We start from the raw sequence: 17,010 nt of genomic DNA on the forward strand, positions 1-17,010 counted from the left end.
TCAAGGGAGACCCCATGCCCATTTCCGTCGGACAGGACACCGCCAAGACGCGCAAGACGCTCAGCGTCAACGGCACGTCATTTAGCTATTATTCGATCCCAGCCGCCGAAGCCGCCGGTCTGGGTGATTTCTCGAAACTTCCCGTCGCACTCAAGGTTGTGCTTGAGAATATGCTGCGCTTCGAGGACGGCAAGACCGTCACGATTGACGACATCAAGGCCTTTGCCGACTGGGCCAAGAACAACGGCAAGTCAAACCGCGAGATCGCCTATCGCCCCGCCCGCGTGCTGATGCAGGATTTCACCGGCGTTCCCGCCGTTGTCGACCTTGCAGCCATGCGCGACGGGATCAAGGCGCTTGGCGGCGATCCGCAAAAGATCAACCCGCTGAACCCCGTTGACCTCGTCATCGACCACTCGGTGATGATCGACGAATTCGGCAACCCGCGCGCCTTCCAGATGAACGTGGACCGTGAATACGAGCGGAACATGGAACGTTACGTCTTCCTCAAATGGGGTCAGAAGGCGTTCAACAACTTCCGCGTCGTGCCGCCGGGCACTGGCATCTGCCACCAGGTGAACCTCGAATACCTCGCTCAGACTGTCTGGACCGATGTGGACCAGAACGGTGACGAAGTCGCCTATCCCGACACGCTGGTCGGCACCGACTCCCACACCACCATGGTCAACGGCGCCGCCGTTCTTGGCTGGGGCGTTGGCGGGATCGAGGCTGAGGCCGCGATGCTGGGTCAACCGATTTCCATGCTCATCCCCGAGGTTGTCGGCTTCAAGCTAACCGGCCGCATGATGGAAGGCACCACCGGTACCGACCTCGTGCTCAAGGTGGTCGAGATGCTGCGCGCCAAGGGCGTTGTCAGCAAGTTCGTCGAATTCTACGGCGAAGGCTTGGATCACCTGCCGCTGGCCGACCGTGCGACCATCGCCAACATGGCGCCCGAATACGGCGCGACCTGTGGCTTCTTCCCCATCGACCAGGAAACCCTGCGTTATATGGAGATGACGGGCCGCGAAACCGACCGCATCGCGCTGGTCGAAGCCTATGCCAAGGAAAATGGCTTCTGGCGTGACGCTTCCTACGATCCTGTCTACACCGACACGCTCGAACTCGACATGGGCACCATCGTTCCCGCGATCTCGGGCCCGAAGCGTCCGCAGGACTACATCGCGCTCACCTCTGCCGCATCCGCCTTTGGCAAATATGTCAACGGCCTGCGCGGCGGCACCGATGCCACCCCCAAGGAAGAAGTCCGTTGGGAAGGCGAAGGCGGCCAGCCCGAACCGACCGAAATCCCGGGTGACGAAGGCAACCACAAGCGCGGCTATGTGTCGACCGACGACAGCAACTACCAGCTGCATGACGGCTCGATCGTGATCGCCTCGATCACCTCCTGCACCAACACTTCGAACCCCTATGTGATGATCGGCGCAGGCCTCGTTGCCCGCAAGGCACGTGCGCTGGGTCTGACCCGCAAACCCTGGGTCAAGACATCGCTCGCCCCCGGTTCGCAGGTCGTCTCTGCCTATCTCGAAGCGGCTGAACTTCAGGAAGATCTGGATGCCATCGGCTTCAACCTCGTCGGCTACGGCTGCACCACCTGCATCGGCAACTCCGGCCCCCTCGCGCCGGAAATTTCCAAGTGCATCACCGACAACGACCTGATCGGCACCTCGATCCTGTCGGGCAACCGCAACTTCGAAGGCCGTATCAGCCCCGATGTGCGCGCCAACTACCTCGCCTCCCCGCCGCTGGTTGTGGCCTATTCCCTCGTGGGCGACATGAATGTCGACATCACCAAGGACAGCCTCGGCAAGGACAAGGACGGCAACGACGTCTTCCTCAAGGACATCTGGCCGACAAGCAAGGAAATCGCTGATCTGGTCGAACGGACCGTGACGCGCAAATCCTTCCAGGAAAAATATGCCGACGTCTTCAAGGGCGACGAAAAATGGCAGGCGGTCGAAACCACCGATGCCCAGACATATGACTGGCCGGTGTCCTCCACCTACGTTCAGAACCCGCCCTACTTCCAGAACATGTCCAAAGAGCCGGGCGTGATCACCAACCTTGAAAATGCCCGCGTTCTGGCAGTTCTCGGCGACATGATCACCACCGACCACATCTCGCCCGCTGGTTCGTTCAAGGATACGACACCCGCAGGCAAGTATCTGGTAGAACGTCAGGTGCCGGCGCGCGAATTCAACTCGTACGGGTCGCGTCGCGGCAACCACGAGGTGATGATGCGCGGCACCTTCGCCAACATCCGCATCAAGAACGAGATGCTCGATGGTGTCGAAGGCGGCTACACCAAGGGCCCGAACGGCGATCAGATGGCGATCTTTGATGCCGCCATGGCCTATGAGGAAACCGGCACTCCGCTGGTGATCTTCGGTGGTGAACAGTACGGCGCCGGCTCCAGCCGCGACTGGGCGGCCAAGGGCACGGCCCTGCTGGGCGTCAAGGCGGTCATCGCTGAATCGTTCGAGCGTATCCACCGCTCCAACCTCGTTGGCATGGGCGTCATCCCGTTCGAATTCACCAATGGCGACACGCGCAAGACGCTGGGCCTGACCGGTGAGGAAACCGTTTCGATCAGCGGTCTCGACACGATCAAACCGCAGCAGGAAGTTCCCTGCTCGATCACCATGGCCGACGGTTCGGTCAAGGAAATCATGATCAAGTGCCGGATCGATACCGCGATCGAGATTGAATACATCGAACACGGCGGCGTTCTGCACTACGTGCTGCGCAACCTCGCCGCCTCCTGAACTCCGGTTCAGATGTCGGAAAAACAGAACCGCCGGGGGCTCCAGCCTCCGGCGGTTTTTCTATCCGGGCCCTCGGCGCGACCTGTGCAAAGTTCCGCCAATAACCAAAGTGTGAAGAAACAGTTTCGGCTTTGCGACGTTAAGTATCTGTTAACGCCTCCCGATTAGAGGAGGGGGAACAGAGGCACGATCATGAAATTCAAGCTCACAACAATTCTGCAGGCGTCTATTCTGGCGCTGCTGACCGTCGCAGGCGCCTACGCCTCGTCGCACACTCCGGCAACCTGCGCCGCGCAGACGACCAAGGTGCAGTGCGAACTCTGAAGTTTTGCAAGGAGTCCCAAGGGGGCTAGGCCACGCACGGCACAACACCCGCTGACACCGCCAGAACACCCGCTGACACCCCCAGACATCAGCGGCGCGTGCTCAGTCTGCCTGCGCCGCTTCCAGCGCGGGCAGGAACCGCTGTTCATAATCGCTGCCCACCAGCGGCCCGGCAAAGCGGAACAGCACCTCTCCCTCACCACTCACGATGAATGTCTCGGGCGGGGCCGTCACCCCCCACTCAATCGCCGTGCGCCCCTTGGGATCAAAGGCAACAGCCTCGAACGGGCTGGTCTCATCCGCCAGATAGGAGAGCGCATCCCGCGCCTGATCCTTGAAATTCACGCCCACAATCGGCACCCCCTCGGCCTGCATCTGCAGCAGCCTCGGATGCTCGGCACGGCACGGCGGGCACCAGCTCGCCCAAAAGTTCACCAGCGTCACCTCACCGGTCTTCAGCATCTCCGGCGCAAACGCGGGATAATCGCCCAGCACGTCCTGCGTGATCGCCGGGGCCGGCTGGCCAACCCGCGTCGACGGCAACCCCTGAGGGTCATCGCGGAACATGCCCACATAGGCCAGCGCCGCAAAGCCCGCAAAGATCAGCGGCGGCGCAATCATGAGAGGTGAGATTTTAGCCATGTCTTTTGTTCCGTTTCTCGACCAGATCCAGCGCCGCCTTTACACGCCGCGCGCGCCAGATACTCAGGGCCACAAGCACAACGATCAGACCCAGCGCCACCGCATAAGACGACAGCACCGCGCCCGCATATTTTCCCAGATCCGGCATCATCCCTGCTGCTCCCTCGCGATCAGTGCCCGCGTGCGCCGCGCGCGAATCTCCGTCTGCGTGCGCAAAAACACCAGCGCGATGAACAACAGCACAAAACCCGCAATACAGACCAGCAGCGGGAAATAAAACACGTCCGCCACATTCTCTTCCTTGTCGAGACTCAGCGACGCCCCCTGATGCAGCCCCTGATTCCAGAAATTCACCGCATAGCGGCTCAGCACAGCAAAAACCGACCCGACAAGGCACAGGATCGACGTCAGATCCGCCGCCGTATCGTCATCCTCGATCGCCGACCACAGCGCCATATAGCCCAGATAAAACAGAAACAGGATCAGGAACGACGTCAGCCTGGGGTCCCAGGCCCACCAGGTCCCCCACATCGGCTGCCCCCAAAGCGCCCCGGTTGCCAGCGCGATCAAAGTCATCACCGCCCCCACAGGCGCCGCCGCCCGCGCGGCCAGCGCGCTCACGTGATGGCGGCGGATGATCCAGATCAGTGACGCGACCAGCATCATCATCCAGGCATTGATCGCCATCAGCGCCGCAGGCACGTGCAGATAGATGATCTTGACCGTCGATCCCTGCCGATAATCCTCGGGCGTGAAAAAGAACCCCCAGATCAGCCCAACAACAAGGCACAGCACCGCCAGCACCGACACCCACGGCAGCACCACATCCGTCGTGCGGATGAACTTGACCGGATTTGCATATTCCCAAAGCGACATGAACCTGACGTATCTCCCCATTTCGTCCCTGACAAATCAAACCGCCCTGCCCGGAATGGCAAGGGGTAAGATGCGCACATATGCGCTAGCGTAAATTGATCCGCAGCACCGCGGCCGAGGCAAAGGGCAACAGCGCCATCGCGCCAAAGCTGATTCCGCCCAGCAACAGCAGCGGCGTCGCCACCTCCAGCCCCTCCGCCCCGCGCCGCGCCACCTCAGCGCCAAAGATCAGCGTCGGCACATAAAGCGGCAGCACCAGCAGCGACAACAACAGCCCGCCGCGCTTGAGGCCAATGGTCAGCGCCGCGCCAAAGGTGCCGATCACCGACAGCGCCGGCGTGCCCACCGCCAGCGACACCAGCACCCAGAGGTATCCGCCCGGCGCAAGGTTCAGCAACACCCCCAGCACGGGGGCGGCCAGCACCAGCGGCAATCCGGTGGTGATCCAATGGGCCAGCGCCTTGACGCTCACGATCCCCTCCATGGGCAGCGGCGCGGTGGCCAGCAAATCCAGCGTGCCGTCTTCCCAGTCCAGCGCAAGGATGCGGTCCAGCGACAACAAACAGGCCAGCAGCGCCCCGATCCACAACACCCCCGGCGCGATCCGTGTGAGCAGTGCCGTCTCCGGCCCGACCCCAAAGGGCACCAGCACCGTCACGATCAGGAAAAACGCAAGGCCAAGGCCGAAACCACCCCCGGCCCGCACCGCGAGCTTCAGATCCCGTGCCAGCAGCGCCATCATAAAAACGCCTCGTCACCCTGCGCCGCGCGGGGCCGCGCACGAAAGGCGGACAGGTCCAGCACCGCCGCCTCCTCCAGCCCCAGATCAATATGCGTCGCCATCAGCGCAGATCCCCCCTGCGCCAGATGCCCGCGCACCGCCGCCGCAAACAACCCGACCGACGCGGCGTCCAGCGACACGGTCGGCTCGTCCAGCACCCAGATCGCCCGCCCGGTCACCATCAGCCGCGCCAGACCCAGCCGCCGCTTTTGTCCCGCCGACAGCGACCCCGCCAGCCGTCCCGCCAGCTCGCGCAGATCAAAGGCCGCCAAAGCCGCCTCAATCTCCGACCGACCGAACACCGCCGCCCAGAACTGCAGATTCTCGGCCACCGTCAGCATGGATTTCAACCCGTCGGAATGCCCGGCATAGGCCATGGACTCACCAGCCCCGGTGATCTCGCCCGCCTCGGCTTCCTGCAACCCCGCCACCGTGCGCAGCAGCGTCGTCTTGCCCACACCGTTCGGCCCGCGCAGGATCAGCGCGGCCCCCGGCGCCAGCGCAAAGCTGACCCCCTCCAGCACGGCCCGACCGCCGCGCGAAATCTCAAGATTGGAAACCCGTAAAACCATGGCCCAGACCTAGCCCAGCCGCGCCCGCGACAAAAGCGTGAAAGCGCCTGTCTTCATCTGCCCCTAAATATCCCGGGGAGTGCGAGGGGCTGGCCCCTCGCTCCGGCACTGGCCAAAGGCGCGAAACTCAGACCGGCAGCACCGCCAGGGCCACGCGCCGTCCCTCGGACAGCAGCACGTTGTAGGTCCGGCAGGCCGAGGGCGAATTCATCACCTCAACCCCCAGCCCCGCCGCCTCAAGCCGCTCGCGCAGCGTACGCGGCAGATGCGCAATCTCGGCACCGGTGCCGACAAACAGCACATCAACCTCACTGGCCAGCTTCATCAGGGTGTCCTGATCCTCCAGCCCCCCCCAGGGCTGCACCCCATGCAGCGACACGCAGAGGGCCCCATGCACCGGTTTGCTGTCAATTCGAAAGAAACCGGGGCCATAGCCCTCGATCGGCAGAGCGTCAGTATAGACGACTTCATTCATGCGCATGGTGTCAAACTCCTAGTCCCACACCGGCAGCCCCAGCAGGACGGCCAACAAGATGATGACATAGGCCACGGTTCGATAAAACTTTTCAAGTCCGGGACGGAACAAATAAGCCCCCAGATGCGTTCCCGCGCCATAAGGTAGCAGCAAAACCAGCCCCAGAGCAACTGCAGGCAGAGTAAGCAGCCCCTGAAACGCCATAAGCGGCAGCAGCAACAGGCTCGTGACCGTCAGAAAAACCAGAGTCGTCGCCCGTGACGTTGCCACAGGCTCCTGCCCGGCCAGCTGAAACAACACCATCACCGGCCCCAGCAGCCCCGTGGCGCCCCCGACAAATCCGGTTGCCAACCCGATGGCGGACCGTCCTGCCAGCGTCGGCGCGGTGGCATAGCGCCACCCGGCCACCAGCGCCAGCAGGGTCAGTGCCGTGACCGACACCACACCCCAGCGCAGCAGTGTCAGATCCGCCACCCGCAGCACCCACAGCCCCAGCGAGGCAGACAGCGTCGCACAGACCACCATCACGCCCACGGCACGGCGGTTCACCTGCCCCCAGGCGCGCGGCACCACGGTGAAAAACGACGACAGCGCAGAAATGGCAAAGGCCGCCACGGCGACCTTCATCGGCATCAGGGACGCCGCCAGTGGCATATAAACCAGCGCCGATCCGAACCCGGCAAAGCCATAGACAACGCCGGCGACGAACACCACACCGATCAGCGCCCAGAGCCCCGGCATCGCCAGGGTCTGGGCCAGCAGATCAGGCATCAATATTGGCGTATTGGTTGCCGGAATTGGCATCCGGCCGGGTCCAGTCCCGCTTGACCCCAAAGCGCAGCAGCAGGGCCGAGGCGACAAAGATCGACGAATAGGTGCCGACAAAGATGCCCCACATCATCGCGAACACAAAGCCCCGGATCACATCGCCGCCCAGCACGAACATCGCAATCAGCGCCAGCATCGTGGTAAGCGAAGTCATGATCGTCCGGCTCAGCGTCTCGTTGATCGAGATGTTAAGAACCTCTTTCAGTTCCATCTTCTTGTACTTGACCAGATTTTCGCGCACCCGGTCGAAAACGACCACGGTATCGTTCAGCGAATAGCCAACGATGGTCAGCAGCGCCGCGATGATGGCCAGATCGAACTTGATCTGCACCTCGGAAAACACGCCGATGGTCAGCACCACGTCATGCACCAGCGCCAGCACGGCACCCGCCGCAAACTGCCACTCGAACCGCAGCCAGATATAGATCAGCACCGCCCCGATGGCGAGGACAACGGCAATCACCGCCGTCTGGATCAGCTCACCCGACACCTTCGGCCCCACCGATTCGACCGAGGCAAAGGTGATATCCGGCGCAACCGTCGCCAGCGCCTGGCGCACCTGCTCGGTCGCGTCAGCGGTGATCGCCTCTTCTTCATCCTGTGCCTGAATGCGGATCATCGACACGTTGTGATCTTCGGCAAAGTTGGGATCGAACACTTCGGTGATGCTCACATCGCCCAGGTTCAGCGGCTGCAGCGCGTCACGATACGCCCCCACATCCACCGGCTGTGCACTGACCGTGCGGATCGTCGTGCCGCCCCGAAAATCGATGCCGTAATTCAGACCCTGCACAAAGAACGAGATCAGCGCGATCACCATCATCACGCCCGAAATCCCGAGCCACAGCTTGGATCGGCCAAAGAAGTCCCAGTTTGTATAGTCGGGCACCAGTCGCATGCGCATTGGATGAACCTCTCAGACTTCGATGGTTTTGGGACGCGTGCGGTGGAACCACATCGCAATCATGATCCGCGTCACAAAGATCGCGGTAAAGACCGAGGTGACGATACCCAGCCCCAGGGTGATGGCAAAGCCGCGCACCGGACCGGACCCCATGACAAACAGAATGATTGCCGTGATGATCGTGGTCAGGTTGGCGTCGACAATCGCACTCTGTGCCTTTTCATAGCCCAGCTCGATCGCCCGCGCCGGACCTCTGGCCGTGCGCAGTTCCTCGCGGATCCGTTCAAAGATCAGCACGTTGGCATCCACCGCCATCCCGACGGTCAGCACGATCCCCGCGATCCCCGGCAGGGTCAGCGTGGCACCGATCATGCTCAGCACGCCGAACAGCATGGCGATGTTGATCACCAGCGCGATATTCGCAAACACCCCGAACAAACCATAGGTCAGCAGCATGAACAACAGCACGGCACCACCGGCAACGATCGAAGCGATCTTGCCCGCATCAATACTGTCCTGCCCCAGTTCCGGCCCGATGGTACGTTCTTCAAGGAAATTCAGCGCCGCAGGCAGGGCACCGGCGCGCAGCAGCACGGCCAGATTGGTCGATTCCTCGACCGTGAAATTGCCCGTGATGATCCCGGACCCGCCCGGGATATGGCTCTGGATCACCGGGGCAGAAATCACCTCTCCGTCCAGAACGATGGCAAAGGGGGATCCGATATTGTTGGCCGTATAATCGCCGAATTTGCGCGCGCCTGCGGGATTGAAGCGGAAGTTCACCGCAGGCCGTCCGTTCTGATCAAAGGTCGGCTGCGCATCGGTCAGCTCTTCACCGGTCACTACGGGGGCCTGTTCCAATGTATAATAGACGCCTTCCTGATCGGCGGCGGGCAGAACTTCGTTTCCGACACCTGCAGACGCGCTCGCGTCAGAGCCGCGTCCAACAACCGGCTGAAAGGTCAGCTGGGCGGTGGTGCCAATGATCGCCTTGAGTTCGGCCGTCGAACCGATACCGGGCACCTGGATCAGGATGCGGTCGCTGCCCTGACGCTGGATCGTGGGTTCGCGTGTGCCGACAGCGTCGATCCGTCTGCGAATGATTTCAAGGCTTTGGCGTACTGTGCGTTCGTCCGTGGCCTGCTGTTCCGCCTCGGACAGGGTGATGGTCATTTCATCCCCCGCGCCGGTCACCACAAGGTCGCTTGACCCCGCACCGGTCAGGGAAACCACTGGCTGCGCCAGACCGCGCGCAACCTCCATCGCGCGGGCCATTCCCTCGGGGTTGGAGATTTTTACCCGCAATTCCATGGGGTTGGACGGCTGCAGGCGCACAGTGCCCACTGTGTCCCGCTCGGGGCGCAGGGCATCGCGGACATCGGGCCAGAGCGCTTCGAGCCGGGCGGCATAGACATCCGCCACCTTGACCTCAGCCAGCAGATGCGCGCCGCCCCGCAGGTCAAGCCCAAGGTTCACCAGACCAGAAGGCAGAAAGGAGGGCCACAGAGCGGCCTGCGCCTCAAGCTCGGGTGTAGAGCCCTGTTTTTCAATGGTTTTCACCGCATCATTGTGCATCTCGACACGGGAATAAAAGGCGTTCGGCAGGGCATAGAAAATGCCCAGGGCGACGAGTCCCCAAATGACGACGCGCTTCCATAGATCAATCTGCAACATGGCTGGGCCTACTTGGATACGGGAAAACGGGGGGCGGCGTCAGCTTAGCTGTTCGCGGCGGGCTCAGTCTTGGACAGGACCTGAGCGATGGTGGACTGCACCACACGCACCTTGACGCCTTCGGCCAGTTCGACCTCTACTTCGTTGTTTTCCTTGACTTTCACGACCTTGCCGATCAGCCCGCCTTGCGTCACGATCTGATCCCCACGGCGCAGGGCGGCAACCATCTTCTGGTGATCCTTGAGCTTTTTCTGCTGCGGACGGATGAGCAGGAAATACATGATCGCAAAGATCAGGATCAGCGGGACGAATTGCGCGATGGCACTGGTATCCATGGGGGCTCCTTATGGCGTAACGCGGGGCACCCCCGCTCGAATTGGCCGTTACCTATGACGTGCCGGCGGTCTTTGCAAGCCGGGTTAGGGCTGCCAGAGCGCGTATGGAACCCGTATGGATTGCGTATGGATTTGATATGGCAGCCGCAGGGGGCCGGGTTGCGGCGGATTGTCAGGGGGGGGCGTCGCCGCTGGCACAGGCGGTGCGATCCCCCTTGGCAGAGGTCGTGCCCGGCGTCATGCTGGCACGGATATGAACCAGACCCTTTTGATCCTGCCGCTGCCGTCCGACACCTTTTGGGGTCTGGCCACCCTGTTGGGGGTGACGCTGCTGATGGGGGTGGTGTTTCTGGCGCTCTGGCAGATGGGGCGCACGGCGATCAATCCGCTTGGGCCGCTGCAGGAACGGCTGGGCCTCAGCGCACTGAACCCCGGTCTGGTCCTGATGCTAGTGACGCTGTGGGGGCTGCTGTTTCTGACCCTGACCGCCGGGCTGTTCGGGCTGATCTTTGACATCCTCATCCATGCGGTACCGGTGCAAGGCCAGACCGAGGAAGTCTGGAACTGGCGGTTCAAGCTGGTGCAGATCACAGCGCTGACCGGGGTGCTGGGGGCGGTGACCGCCCTGCCCTTCAGCCTGCTGAAACTTCTGTTTTCAAGACGTCAAACAATCGCCGCCGAAGAAGGGCTTATCACTGAGCGGCTGAGCAAGGCGATAGAACAACTCGGCCATGAAGACACCGCTGTCAGAATGGGTGCCATTCATCTTTTGGACAGGATTATGGTCGATTCAATTGTGGATCGTGTTATGGTGCTAAGGACGCTGAACGCCTATCTAAAGTACAGACAGCCACCACATGACCGAACCGGTACAGAGGATGTGAAGGATTTGGGTGTAGATGTGCAAGCTGCACTGGACGTAATTCTGAAGTGGAGGGCGCAAACTTGACAGTTGCTGAGAAAATATACGGCGGCTTTGAACTCAACTTCGCGGCTGCAAATCTCGCGAGAGCATCTTTGCGCGGTGCAGACCTCAGCTATGCCAACGCGGAAGGTGTCGATTTGCGTGAAGCCGATTTGCGGCTGGCCACATTGATAGAGACGCAACTGTCTCATGCCGATCTCAGAAAAGCGGATTTGGGGGGCGCAAACTTTACAAACGCTGACCTGCAATTTGCAAGGTTGAACGGGTCAAACATGCAGGGCGTGATTTTGAAAGGCGCAGTGCTGAACGGCGCTGACCTCTCTGAGGTGGAAAATCTGGATATCGACGCGCTGCGTAGTGCCATTGGCGATGGCGAAACGCGCCTGCCCGCGCAGTTTGCATCTTGTCACATCTGGAACCTCTAGCGTCGTGGCAAAGCTTTTTTAAGACAGCCAGCCAATAGCTTAGGACCGTCTTGCCAGTGCTCCGCTTTGATGCGAAAGGCACGCCCAGTCTGGGCGCTTTTGCTTTCGGCATCCCCTGACATTGTCTGCGTCAATGGCCACTCCTGCATCCCCGCCCTACACCTTGGCAAGATTCTGTTGCATAAGACCCCGACGACTCAATTTAGCCTTCCAAGGACTGATCCCATGCATGACATCCGTGCCCTTCGCGACAACCCGGCTGCGTTTGACGCAGCGCTCTCTCGTCGTGGGGCCGAGGGTGTGTCGGGCCAGATCCTGAGCCTTGACGAAGCGCGGCGCGGCGCGATCCATGCCGCCGAAACGGCGCAGGCCGAACAGAACGCCGCGTCCAAGGATGTGGGCCGTGCCAAGGCGAGCGGCGATGAGGCCGAATTCGAGCGGCTGCGCGCGCTGGTGGGCGACAAGAAGGCCGAAGTGGCGGCCATGCAGACCCGCGCCAAAGAGCTGGACGAGGAGCTGACCGCGCTGCTGATGTCCATTCCGAACCTGCCGTTTGACGACACGCCCGATGGCAAGGACGAGAGCGAGAATGTCGAGATGCGCCGCTGGGGCACCCCCCGCACGCTCGATTTCGCCCCGAAAGAGCATTACGACATCCCCGCCGTGATCCCCGGCATGGATTTCGAGACGGCGGCCAAACTCTCGGGTGCCCGCTTTGTGGTGCTGTCGGGCGCCGTCGCCCGCGTCCACCGCGCCCTCGCGCAGTTCATGCTCGACACCCATGTCGAAGAAAACGGCCTGTCCGAGACCTGGACGCCGGTTCTGGTGCGTGACGAGATGATGCTGGGCACCGGGCAGCTGCCGAAGTTCGGCGAGGATTCCTACCGTACCACAAACGGATGGTGGCTGGTCCCGACGGCTGAGGTGACTTTGACCAATATCGTCAATGGCTTGACGGTCGAAGAAGGCACCCTGCCGCGCCGCTACGTCGCCCACACCCAATGCTTCCGCTCCGAGGCCGGATCGGCGGGCCGCGACACGGCAGGCATGCTGCGCCAGCACCAGTTCGAGAAGGTCGAGATGGTCAGCGTCACCCGCCCCGATCACAGCCGGGCCGAGCTGGACCGCATGACCGATTGCGCCGAAGGCATCCTGCGCCGTCTGGGCCTGCCCTTCCGCACCATGGTCCTGTGCACCGGTGACATCGGGTTCGGCGCACGGCGCACCCATGACCTTGAGGTCTGGCTGCCGGGGCAGAACACCTATCGCGAGATCAGCTCGATCTCGGTCTGCGGCGATTTTCAGGCGCGTCGGATGAATGCGCGATTCAAGCCCGCCGGTGGTGGCAAGCCAGAGTTCGTGCATACGCTGAATGGCTCTGGTCTGGCCGTCGGGCGCTGCCTCATCGCGGTGCTGGAAAATGGCCAGCAGGCGGATGGATCGGTCGATCTGCCCGAGGCGCTGCACCCCTGGCTGCGCGGCAAGACGCGGATCACCGCCGCCGGCGAACTGGTTTAATTCATGGCGCGGATCTGGTCCATTCTGGTGCTTGTGGCGACGCTGGCCTTTGCCGCGTCGCCTTTCCTGGTCGACGGATTCAACGGCTTTCGGGCGGATCAGTTTCCCGTACCGCAAGAGAACCCGCCGGTGCAGCCTGCGGGCTATGCCTTTGCTATCTGGGGGCTGATCTATGCCTGGCTGCTGGTCGGCGCAGTGTTTGGGGCGCTGCGGCGGGGCGATGATGCGGACTGGGCGGCCATGCGCCCGCCGCTGTTTGTCAGCCTTGCGGTCGGGACGGTCTGGTTGCCCGTGGCGATGGTGTCGCCCGCACTGGCGACGGTGCTGATCTGGGTCATGCTGGGGGCGGCGCTGGTGGCGCTGTTCCGGGTCGGGGACACTGACCGGTGGCTGCAACAGACGCCGGTTGCGATCTATGCGGGCTGGCTGACGGCGGCGAGTGCCGTTTCGGTTGGGCTGATGCTGGCGGGCTATGGCGTGTTGCCGCAAACCCCGGCGGCGCTGCTGGCGCTGACGATCGGGCTGATCATTGCGGTTGTGGTGCAGTTCCGGCTGCACCGCGCGCCAAGCTACGGCATCACGGTGATCTGGGCGCTGGTCGGGGTGATCGTGGCGAATTACCAGCCGCTGAACATTGCCGTCGCGGGGCTGGCCGTGCTGGGCATCTTTGCCATTCTGGCGCTGCGCGGTACGGACACGGAATAGGCGTCCTAAGGCGTCTCAAATCCCGAGAGCCAGCTTTTCAGCGCGGCGTCCAGGGCGGCGCGCATTTCCGGCGGCAGGGCCGCGATCAGCTGATGCTGACGCGCCACATGGTCCGTGACCACCTGATCAATCAGTGCAAATCCCCGGTCCGACAGGGCGACAACCGACCCCCGCCCGTCCTGCGGGTTGGGGCGGCGTTCGATCAGGCCTGCCCCCTCTAACCGGTCGAGCCGGTTGGTCATCGTGCCCGAGGTCACCATGGTCCAGCCCATAAGGTCGGAGGGGCTGAGCGCATAAGGCGCACCCGCCCGGCGCAGGGTGGCGAGCACATCAAAGCTGGCCGCGGTCAGATCATGCGCCTTGAACACCTGCGACAGACCGTCCGAGAGATGATCGGTCAGCCGTTTGAGCCGCCCGAACGTGCCCATCGGCCCGACGTCAAGGTCCGGGCGTTCACGGTGCCATTGGGCAAGAATGTGATCCACATGATCCATGGCCCCGGGGCTAGCGCGATTTTATCTTGACGTCAAGATTTCCGGACATACCTTGACGTCAAGATTAAGGAAGACAAGATGTCCAGAACCGTTGACGCCCTGCTTGCCGCTTCTGCCCCGGCGATCTGGGGCACCACCTATATCGTCACCTCGCAACTGCTGCCGCCGGGCTATCCGCTCACGGATGGCGTGCTGCGCGCCCTGCCTGCGGGGCTGTTGTTGCTGCTGGTGACGCGGAAATTGCCGCCGGTGGACTGGCTGGGGCGGCTGGCGGTGCTGGGGGCGCTGAACTTTGCCATTTTCCTGTCGGCGCTGTTCTTTGCCGCCTACCGCCTGCCCGGCGGGGTGGCGGCGACGCTGGGTGCGATCCAACCGCTGCTGGTGCTGTTTCTGGCGCGCATCGCGCTGGGGACACCGCTGACGGCGCGGGGGCTGATCGCGGCCATGGCGGGCATCTTTGGCGTAGCGCTGTTGGTGCTGGGGCCCGGTGCGGCGCTGGATGGGCCGGGCCTTGTCGCCGCGCTGGTCGGGGCGGTGTCGATGGCCTGCGGCGTGGTGCTGACGCGCAAATGGCAACCTCCGGTGGCAGCACTGACCTTTACCGCCTGGCAGCTGACCGCAGGCGGCCTGCTGTTGCTACCCGTGGCGCTGTGGGTGGAACCACCCCTGCCCGCGCTGAACGTGCTAAACATCGCGGGGTTTGTCTGGCTTTGCCTGATCGGCGGCGCCTATACCTATTTTGTGTGGTTTCGCGGGATCGAGCGGCTGGGACCTGCAGGGGTCACCGCCTTTGGCTTCCTCAGCCCGCTGACGGCGGTTCTGCTGGGTTGGCTGATCCTGGGCGAAAACCTTAGCCCGGCGCAGCTGAGCGGTGCGGCAATCGTTGTGGTCTGTGTCTGGCTGGGCTCGCGCCCGGCGCGGCCCCGTCTGGCATGAATCACTCTGCCGCGGCGGCGCCCTGCGCCACAACGCTGCGGTAGGCATCGTATTGCGACAGGAACACCTGCCCGGTTAGACAGGTCAGCAGATGACCCCGTTTGAGGCGGTCCATGACGGGGCCTTTCACCTCGGACAGGTGCAATTTCACTCCCAGCTCCGACAGGCGGGTGTTGATCGCCTCAAGCGATTCAACCGCGCTCAGATCAACCTCGTTCACTGCCGAACACATCAGAATCACGTGGCGCAGCGGCGTATCTTCGGCCACGCGGTTGGAAATGTAATCCTCAAGAAACCGGGCATTGGCGAAATACAGGCTTTCATCCACCCGCAGGGTCAGCACGCTGGGGTCGGTTTCAACCTTGTGGCGCAGGATGTTGCGGAAATGCTGCGTGCCCGGGACCAGCCCCACCTCAGCCACATGAGGATGCGAGGTTTTTTGCAGATGCAGCAGGATCGACAGCAGCACACCGGCAGATACGCCCGCCTCGACCCCGATGAGCAGGGTCGCGGCCATTGTTACGGCGACGGCAGCAAAATCGGCGCGGGAATAGCACCAGGCGGTTTTCAGGATGTTCAGATCCACCAGCCCCAGCACCGCCACGATGATCGTCGCGGCCAGTGTGGCGTTCGGCAGGTAATGGATCAGCGGCGTCAGCATCAGCGCAGCGATCCCCAGACCCACGGCGGTATAGGCCCCGGCGGCGGGGGTTTGCGCGCCCGCGTCATAGTTCACGACCGAACGGGCAAAACCGCCGGTCACCGGAAAGCCGCCGGTGAAGGCCGCGCCAAGGTTGGCGATGCCAAGGCCGATCAGTTCCTGATCCGCATCGACGCGCTGGCGGCGGCGCACGGCCAGCGTCTGCGCCACAGAAATCGAGCCGACAAAGCCGATGACCGAGATGAGCAGCGCGGGCATCAGCAATTGCCGCATCAGGTCCAGCGACAGCCCCGGCAGGGTCAGCGGCGGCAGGCTTTGCGGCAGGGCACCGACCACGCTGACGCCGCGCGCCTCAAGCCCCAGCGCCCAGACCAGCAGGGTGGTTGCGACAACCGCCAGAACCGGACCGGCCTTGGCGATGCCATCCGCCACGGCGGGGGACAGGCCCCAGCCCCGCAGCAGCGGCTTCAGCCCCTTGCGCACCCAGAACAGAAAGGCGGTGGTGCTGGCACCTATCGCCAGCGTCCAGAGGTTGACCGCCCCCAGATGGCGGGCCAGTGAGATCAGCGTTTCGATCAGGGTGTGGCCGGTTGCGGGAATGCCAAGGATGTTCTTGAGCTGGCTCGCGGCGATCAGGATGCCAGAGGCGGTGATAAAGCCGGAAATCACCGGATGCGACAGGAAGTTGACCAGAAAGCCCAGCCGGAACACCCCCATAATCAGCAGGATCCCCCCCGAAAGCAGCGCCAGCGTCAGCGCGGCGCTGGCGTAATCGGCGCTGCCTTGGGTTGCGATCTTACCGATGGCGGCGGCGGTCATCAGCGACACGATCGCAACCGGCCCCACCGCCAGCGTGCGGCTGGTGCCAAAGATGGCATACAGCAGGATCGGCAGGATCGAGGCGTAAAGCCCCGCCTCGGGCGGCAGGCCCGCCAGCAGCGCATAGGCCAGCGATTGCGGGATCAGCATGATGGTGACGATCACCGCCGCCAGCAGGTCACTGCCAAGGGCGGCGCGGTCATAACGGCGCCCCCAGTCGAGGATTGGCAGGTAACGGGCGAATTTTGAGCTGCTCATGGCGGGATCCCCTGCGGGTTGCGGCCCCCGAAAGGGGGCGCGGCGCAGGGCGTATCTATTTTGAATAGCTTG

At 62.8% G+C, this 17,010-nt stretch carries 19 protein-coding genes; 7 read left to right on the top strand and 12 right to left on the bottom strand.

All coding sequences use genetic code 11. The annotated features are described in order from the left end of the window. Positions 1–14 precede the first annotated feature (14 nt). Both acnA and P775_RS29530 read left to right on the top strand, forming a co-directional pair. Entirely contained in the window at positions 15–2,786 is a 2,772-nt protein-coding gene (gene acnA, locus P775_RS25980; protein WP_099913702.1) for an aconitate hydratase AcnA, read from the top strand. A 192-nt stretch (positions 2,787–2,978) separates the two neighbouring features. After that, complete coding sequence (locus tag P775_RS29530; RefSeq protein WP_281256133.1) at positions 2,979–3,110, top strand: hypothetical protein; 132 nt, start codon at positions 2,979–2,981, stop codon at positions 3,108–3,110. A gap of 102 nt (positions 3,111–3,212) precedes the next feature. Here P775_RS29530 and P775_RS25985 read toward each other — a convergent pair whose 3' ends face one another. The 10 genes from P775_RS25985 to yajC all read right to left on the bottom strand — a co-directional run bounded on the left by P775_RS25985 (position 3,213) and on the right by yajC (position 10,197). After that, positions 3,213–3,752 (bottom strand): DsbE family thiol:disulfide interchange protein, encoded by a 540-nt coding sequence (locus P775_RS25985; protein ID WP_099913703.1) that lies wholly within the window; start codon positions 3,750–3,752, stop codon positions 3,213–3,215. Beyond that, complete coding sequence (gene ccmD / locus P775_RS25990) at positions 3,745–3,903, bottom strand: heme exporter protein CcmD (RefSeq protein WP_099913704.1); 159 nt, start codon at positions 3,901–3,903, stop codon at positions 3,745–3,747. Before ccmD ends, P775_RS25985 begins: the two co-directional genes overlap by 8 nt. Beyond that, entirely contained in the window at positions 3,900–4,628 is a 729-nt protein-coding gene (locus P775_RS25995) for a heme ABC transporter permease (protein ID WP_099913705.1), read from the bottom strand. The genes ccmD and P775_RS25995 overlap by 4 nt, the downstream gene beginning before the upstream one ends. 85 nt (positions 4,629–4,713) lie before the next feature. After that, positions 4,714–5,370 (bottom strand): heme exporter protein CcmB, encoded by a 657-nt coding sequence (gene ccmB, locus P775_RS26000; protein WP_099913706.1) that lies wholly within the window; start codon positions 5,368–5,370, stop codon positions 4,714–4,716. Then, entirely contained in the window at positions 5,367–5,981 is a 615-nt protein-coding gene (gene ccmA / locus P775_RS26005; RefSeq protein WP_099913707.1) for a heme ABC exporter ATP-binding protein CcmA, read from the bottom strand. The genes ccmB and ccmA overlap by 4 nt, the downstream gene beginning before the upstream one ends. Before the next feature lie 127 nt (positions 5,982–6,108). After that, positions 6,109–6,462, bottom strand: a complete 354-nt coding sequence (locus tag P775_RS26010; RefSeq protein ID WP_099913708.1) for an Mth938-like domain-containing protein — start codon at positions 6,460–6,462, stop codon at positions 6,109–6,111. A gap of 12 nt (positions 6,463–6,474) precedes the next feature. Continuing rightward, a complete protein-coding gene (locus tag P775_RS26015; RefSeq protein ID WP_099913709.1) occupies positions 6,475–7,227 on the bottom strand; it encodes a sulfite exporter TauE/SafE family protein in 753 nt (250 codons plus the stop codon). Beyond that, entirely contained in the window at positions 7,220–8,188 is a 969-nt protein-coding gene (secF, locus tag P775_RS26020; protein WP_099913710.1) for a protein translocase subunit SecF, read from the bottom strand. The genes P775_RS26015 and secF overlap by 8 nt, the downstream gene beginning before the upstream one ends. Before the next feature lie 12 nt (positions 8,189–8,200). Further along, the gene (gene secD, locus P775_RS26025; RefSeq protein ID WP_099913711.1) at positions 8,201–9,862 is read right to left on the bottom strand and encodes a protein translocase subunit SecD; all 1,662 of its coding nucleotides are present in this window, start codon (positions 9,860–9,862) and stop codon (positions 8,201–8,203) included. Positions 9,863–9,906: 44 nt separating this feature from the next. After that, on the bottom strand, positions 9,907–10,197 hold the full coding sequence (gene yajC, locus P775_RS26030; protein ID WP_099913712.1) for a preprotein translocase subunit YajC: 291 nt from the start codon (positions 10,195–10,197) through the stop codon (positions 9,907–9,909). 253 nt (positions 10,198–10,450) lie between these two features. Between yajC and P775_RS26035 the strand changes: the two genes are divergently transcribed. The 4 genes from P775_RS26035 (at position 10,451) to P775_RS26050 (ending at position 13,770) form a co-directional block, all read left to right on the top strand. Then, a complete protein-coding gene (locus P775_RS26035; protein WP_099913713.1) occupies positions 10,451–11,146 on the top strand; it encodes a hypothetical protein in 696 nt (231 codons plus the stop codon). Continuing rightward, the gene (locus tag P775_RS26040) at positions 11,143–11,547 is read left to right on the top strand and encodes a pentapeptide repeat-containing protein (protein ID WP_180287595.1); all 405 of its coding nucleotides are present in this window, start codon (positions 11,143–11,145) and stop codon (positions 11,545–11,547) included. The genes P775_RS26035 and P775_RS26040 overlap by 4 nt, the downstream gene beginning before the upstream one ends. Before the next feature lie 225 nt (positions 11,548–11,772). After that, positions 11,773–13,065 (top strand): serine--tRNA ligase, encoded by a 1,293-nt coding sequence (serS, locus tag P775_RS26045; protein WP_099913715.1) that lies wholly within the window; start codon positions 11,773–11,775, stop codon positions 13,063–13,065. A gap of 3 nt (positions 13,066–13,068) precedes the next feature. Further along, positions 13,069–13,770 (top strand): hypothetical protein, encoded by a 702-nt coding sequence (locus tag P775_RS26050; protein WP_099913716.1) that lies wholly within the window; start codon positions 13,069–13,071, stop codon positions 13,768–13,770. A 5-nt stretch (positions 13,771–13,775) separates the two neighbouring features. On the opposite strand, the gene P775_RS26055 is transcribed toward P775_RS26050, so the two are convergent. Beyond that, on the bottom strand, positions 13,776–14,264 hold the full coding sequence (locus P775_RS26055; protein ID WP_099913717.1) for a MarR family winged helix-turn-helix transcriptional regulator: 489 nt from the start codon (positions 14,262–14,264) through the stop codon (positions 13,776–13,778). A 78-nt stretch (positions 14,265–14,342) separates the two neighbouring features. On the opposite strand from P775_RS26055, the gene P775_RS26060 reads away from it, so the two are divergent. Then, on the top strand, positions 14,343–15,200 hold the full coding sequence (locus P775_RS26060; protein ID WP_099913718.1) for an EamA family transporter: 858 nt from the start codon (positions 14,343–14,345) through the stop codon (positions 15,198–15,200). Position 15,201: 1 nt separating this feature from the next. On the opposite strand, the gene P775_RS26065 is transcribed toward P775_RS26060, so the two are convergent. Next, a complete protein-coding gene (locus P775_RS26065; RefSeq protein ID WP_099913719.1) occupies positions 15,202–16,938 on the bottom strand; it encodes a SulP family inorganic anion transporter in 1,737 nt (578 codons plus the stop codon). Between the last annotated feature and the right edge of the window lie 72 nt (positions 16,939–17,010).

It is taken from the genome of Puniceibacterium antarcticum (assembly GCF_002760615.1).
Classification (GTDB): Bacteria; Pseudomonadota; Alphaproteobacteria; order Rhodobacterales; family Rhodobacteraceae; genus Puniceibacterium; species Puniceibacterium antarcticum.

Bases quoted from the DNA above. Each gene is read 5' to 3' on its own strand.
- acnA (WP_099913702.1), top strand. From the start codon at position 15: ATGCCCATTTCCGTCGGACAGGACACCGCCAAGACGCGCAAGACGCTC.
- P775_RS29530 (WP_281256133.1), top strand. From the start codon at position 2,979: ATGAAATTCAAGCTCACAACAATTCTGCAGGCGTCTATTCTGGCGCTG.
- P775_RS25985 (WP_099913703.1), bottom strand. From the start codon at position 3,752: ATGGCTAAAATCTCACCTCTCATGATTGCGCCGCCGCTGATCTTTGCG.
- ccmD (WP_099913704.1), bottom strand. From the start codon at position 3,903: ATGATGCCGGATCTGGGAAAATATGCGGGCGCGGTGCTGTCGTCTTAT.
- P775_RS25995 (WP_099913705.1), bottom strand. From the start codon at position 4,628: ATGTCGCTTTGGGAATATGCAAATCCGGTCAAGTTCATCCGCACGACG.
- ccmB (WP_099913706.1), bottom strand. From the start codon at position 5,370: ATGATGGCGCTGCTGGCACGGGATCTGAAGCTCGCGGTGCGGGCCGGG.
- ccmA (WP_099913707.1), bottom strand. From the start codon at position 5,981: ATGGTTTTACGGGTTTCCAATCTTGAGATTTCGCGCGGCGGTCGGGCC.
- P775_RS26010 (WP_099913708.1), bottom strand. From the start codon at position 6,462: ATGCGCATGAATGAAGTCGTCTATACTGACGCTCTGCCGATCGAGGGC.
- P775_RS26015 (WP_099913709.1), bottom strand. From the start codon at position 7,227: ATGCCTGATCTGCTGGCCCAGACCCTGGCGATGCCGGGGCTCTGGGCG.
- secF (WP_099913710.1), bottom strand. From the start codon at position 8,188: ATGCGCATGCGACTGGTGCCCGACTATACAAACTGGGACTTCTTTGGC.
- secD (WP_099913711.1), bottom strand. From the start codon at position 9,862: ATGTTGCAGATTGATCTATGGAAGCGCGTCGTCATTTGGGGACTCGTC.
- yajC (WP_099913712.1), bottom strand. From the start codon at position 10,197: ATGGATACCAGTGCCATCGCGCAATTCGTCCCGCTGATCCTGATCTTT.
- P775_RS26035 (WP_099913713.1), top strand. From the start codon at position 10,451: ATGAACCAGACCCTTTTGATCCTGCCGCTGCCGTCCGACACCTTTTGG.
- serS (WP_099913715.1), top strand. From the start codon at position 11,773: ATGCATGACATCCGTGCCCTTCGCGACAACCCGGCTGCGTTTGACGCA.
- P775_RS26050 (WP_099913716.1), top strand. From the start codon at position 13,069: ATGGCGCGGATCTGGTCCATTCTGGTGCTTGTGGCGACGCTGGCCTTT.
- P775_RS26055 (WP_099913717.1), bottom strand. From the start codon at position 14,264: ATGGATCATGTGGATCACATTCTTGCCCAATGGCACCGTGAACGCCCG.
- P775_RS26060 (WP_099913718.1), top strand. From the start codon at position 14,343: ATGTCCAGAACCGTTGACGCCCTGCTTGCCGCTTCTGCCCCGGCGATC.
- P775_RS26065 (WP_099913719.1), bottom strand. From the start codon at position 16,938: ATGAGCAGCTCAAAATTCGCCCGTTACCTGCCAATCCTCGACTGGGGG.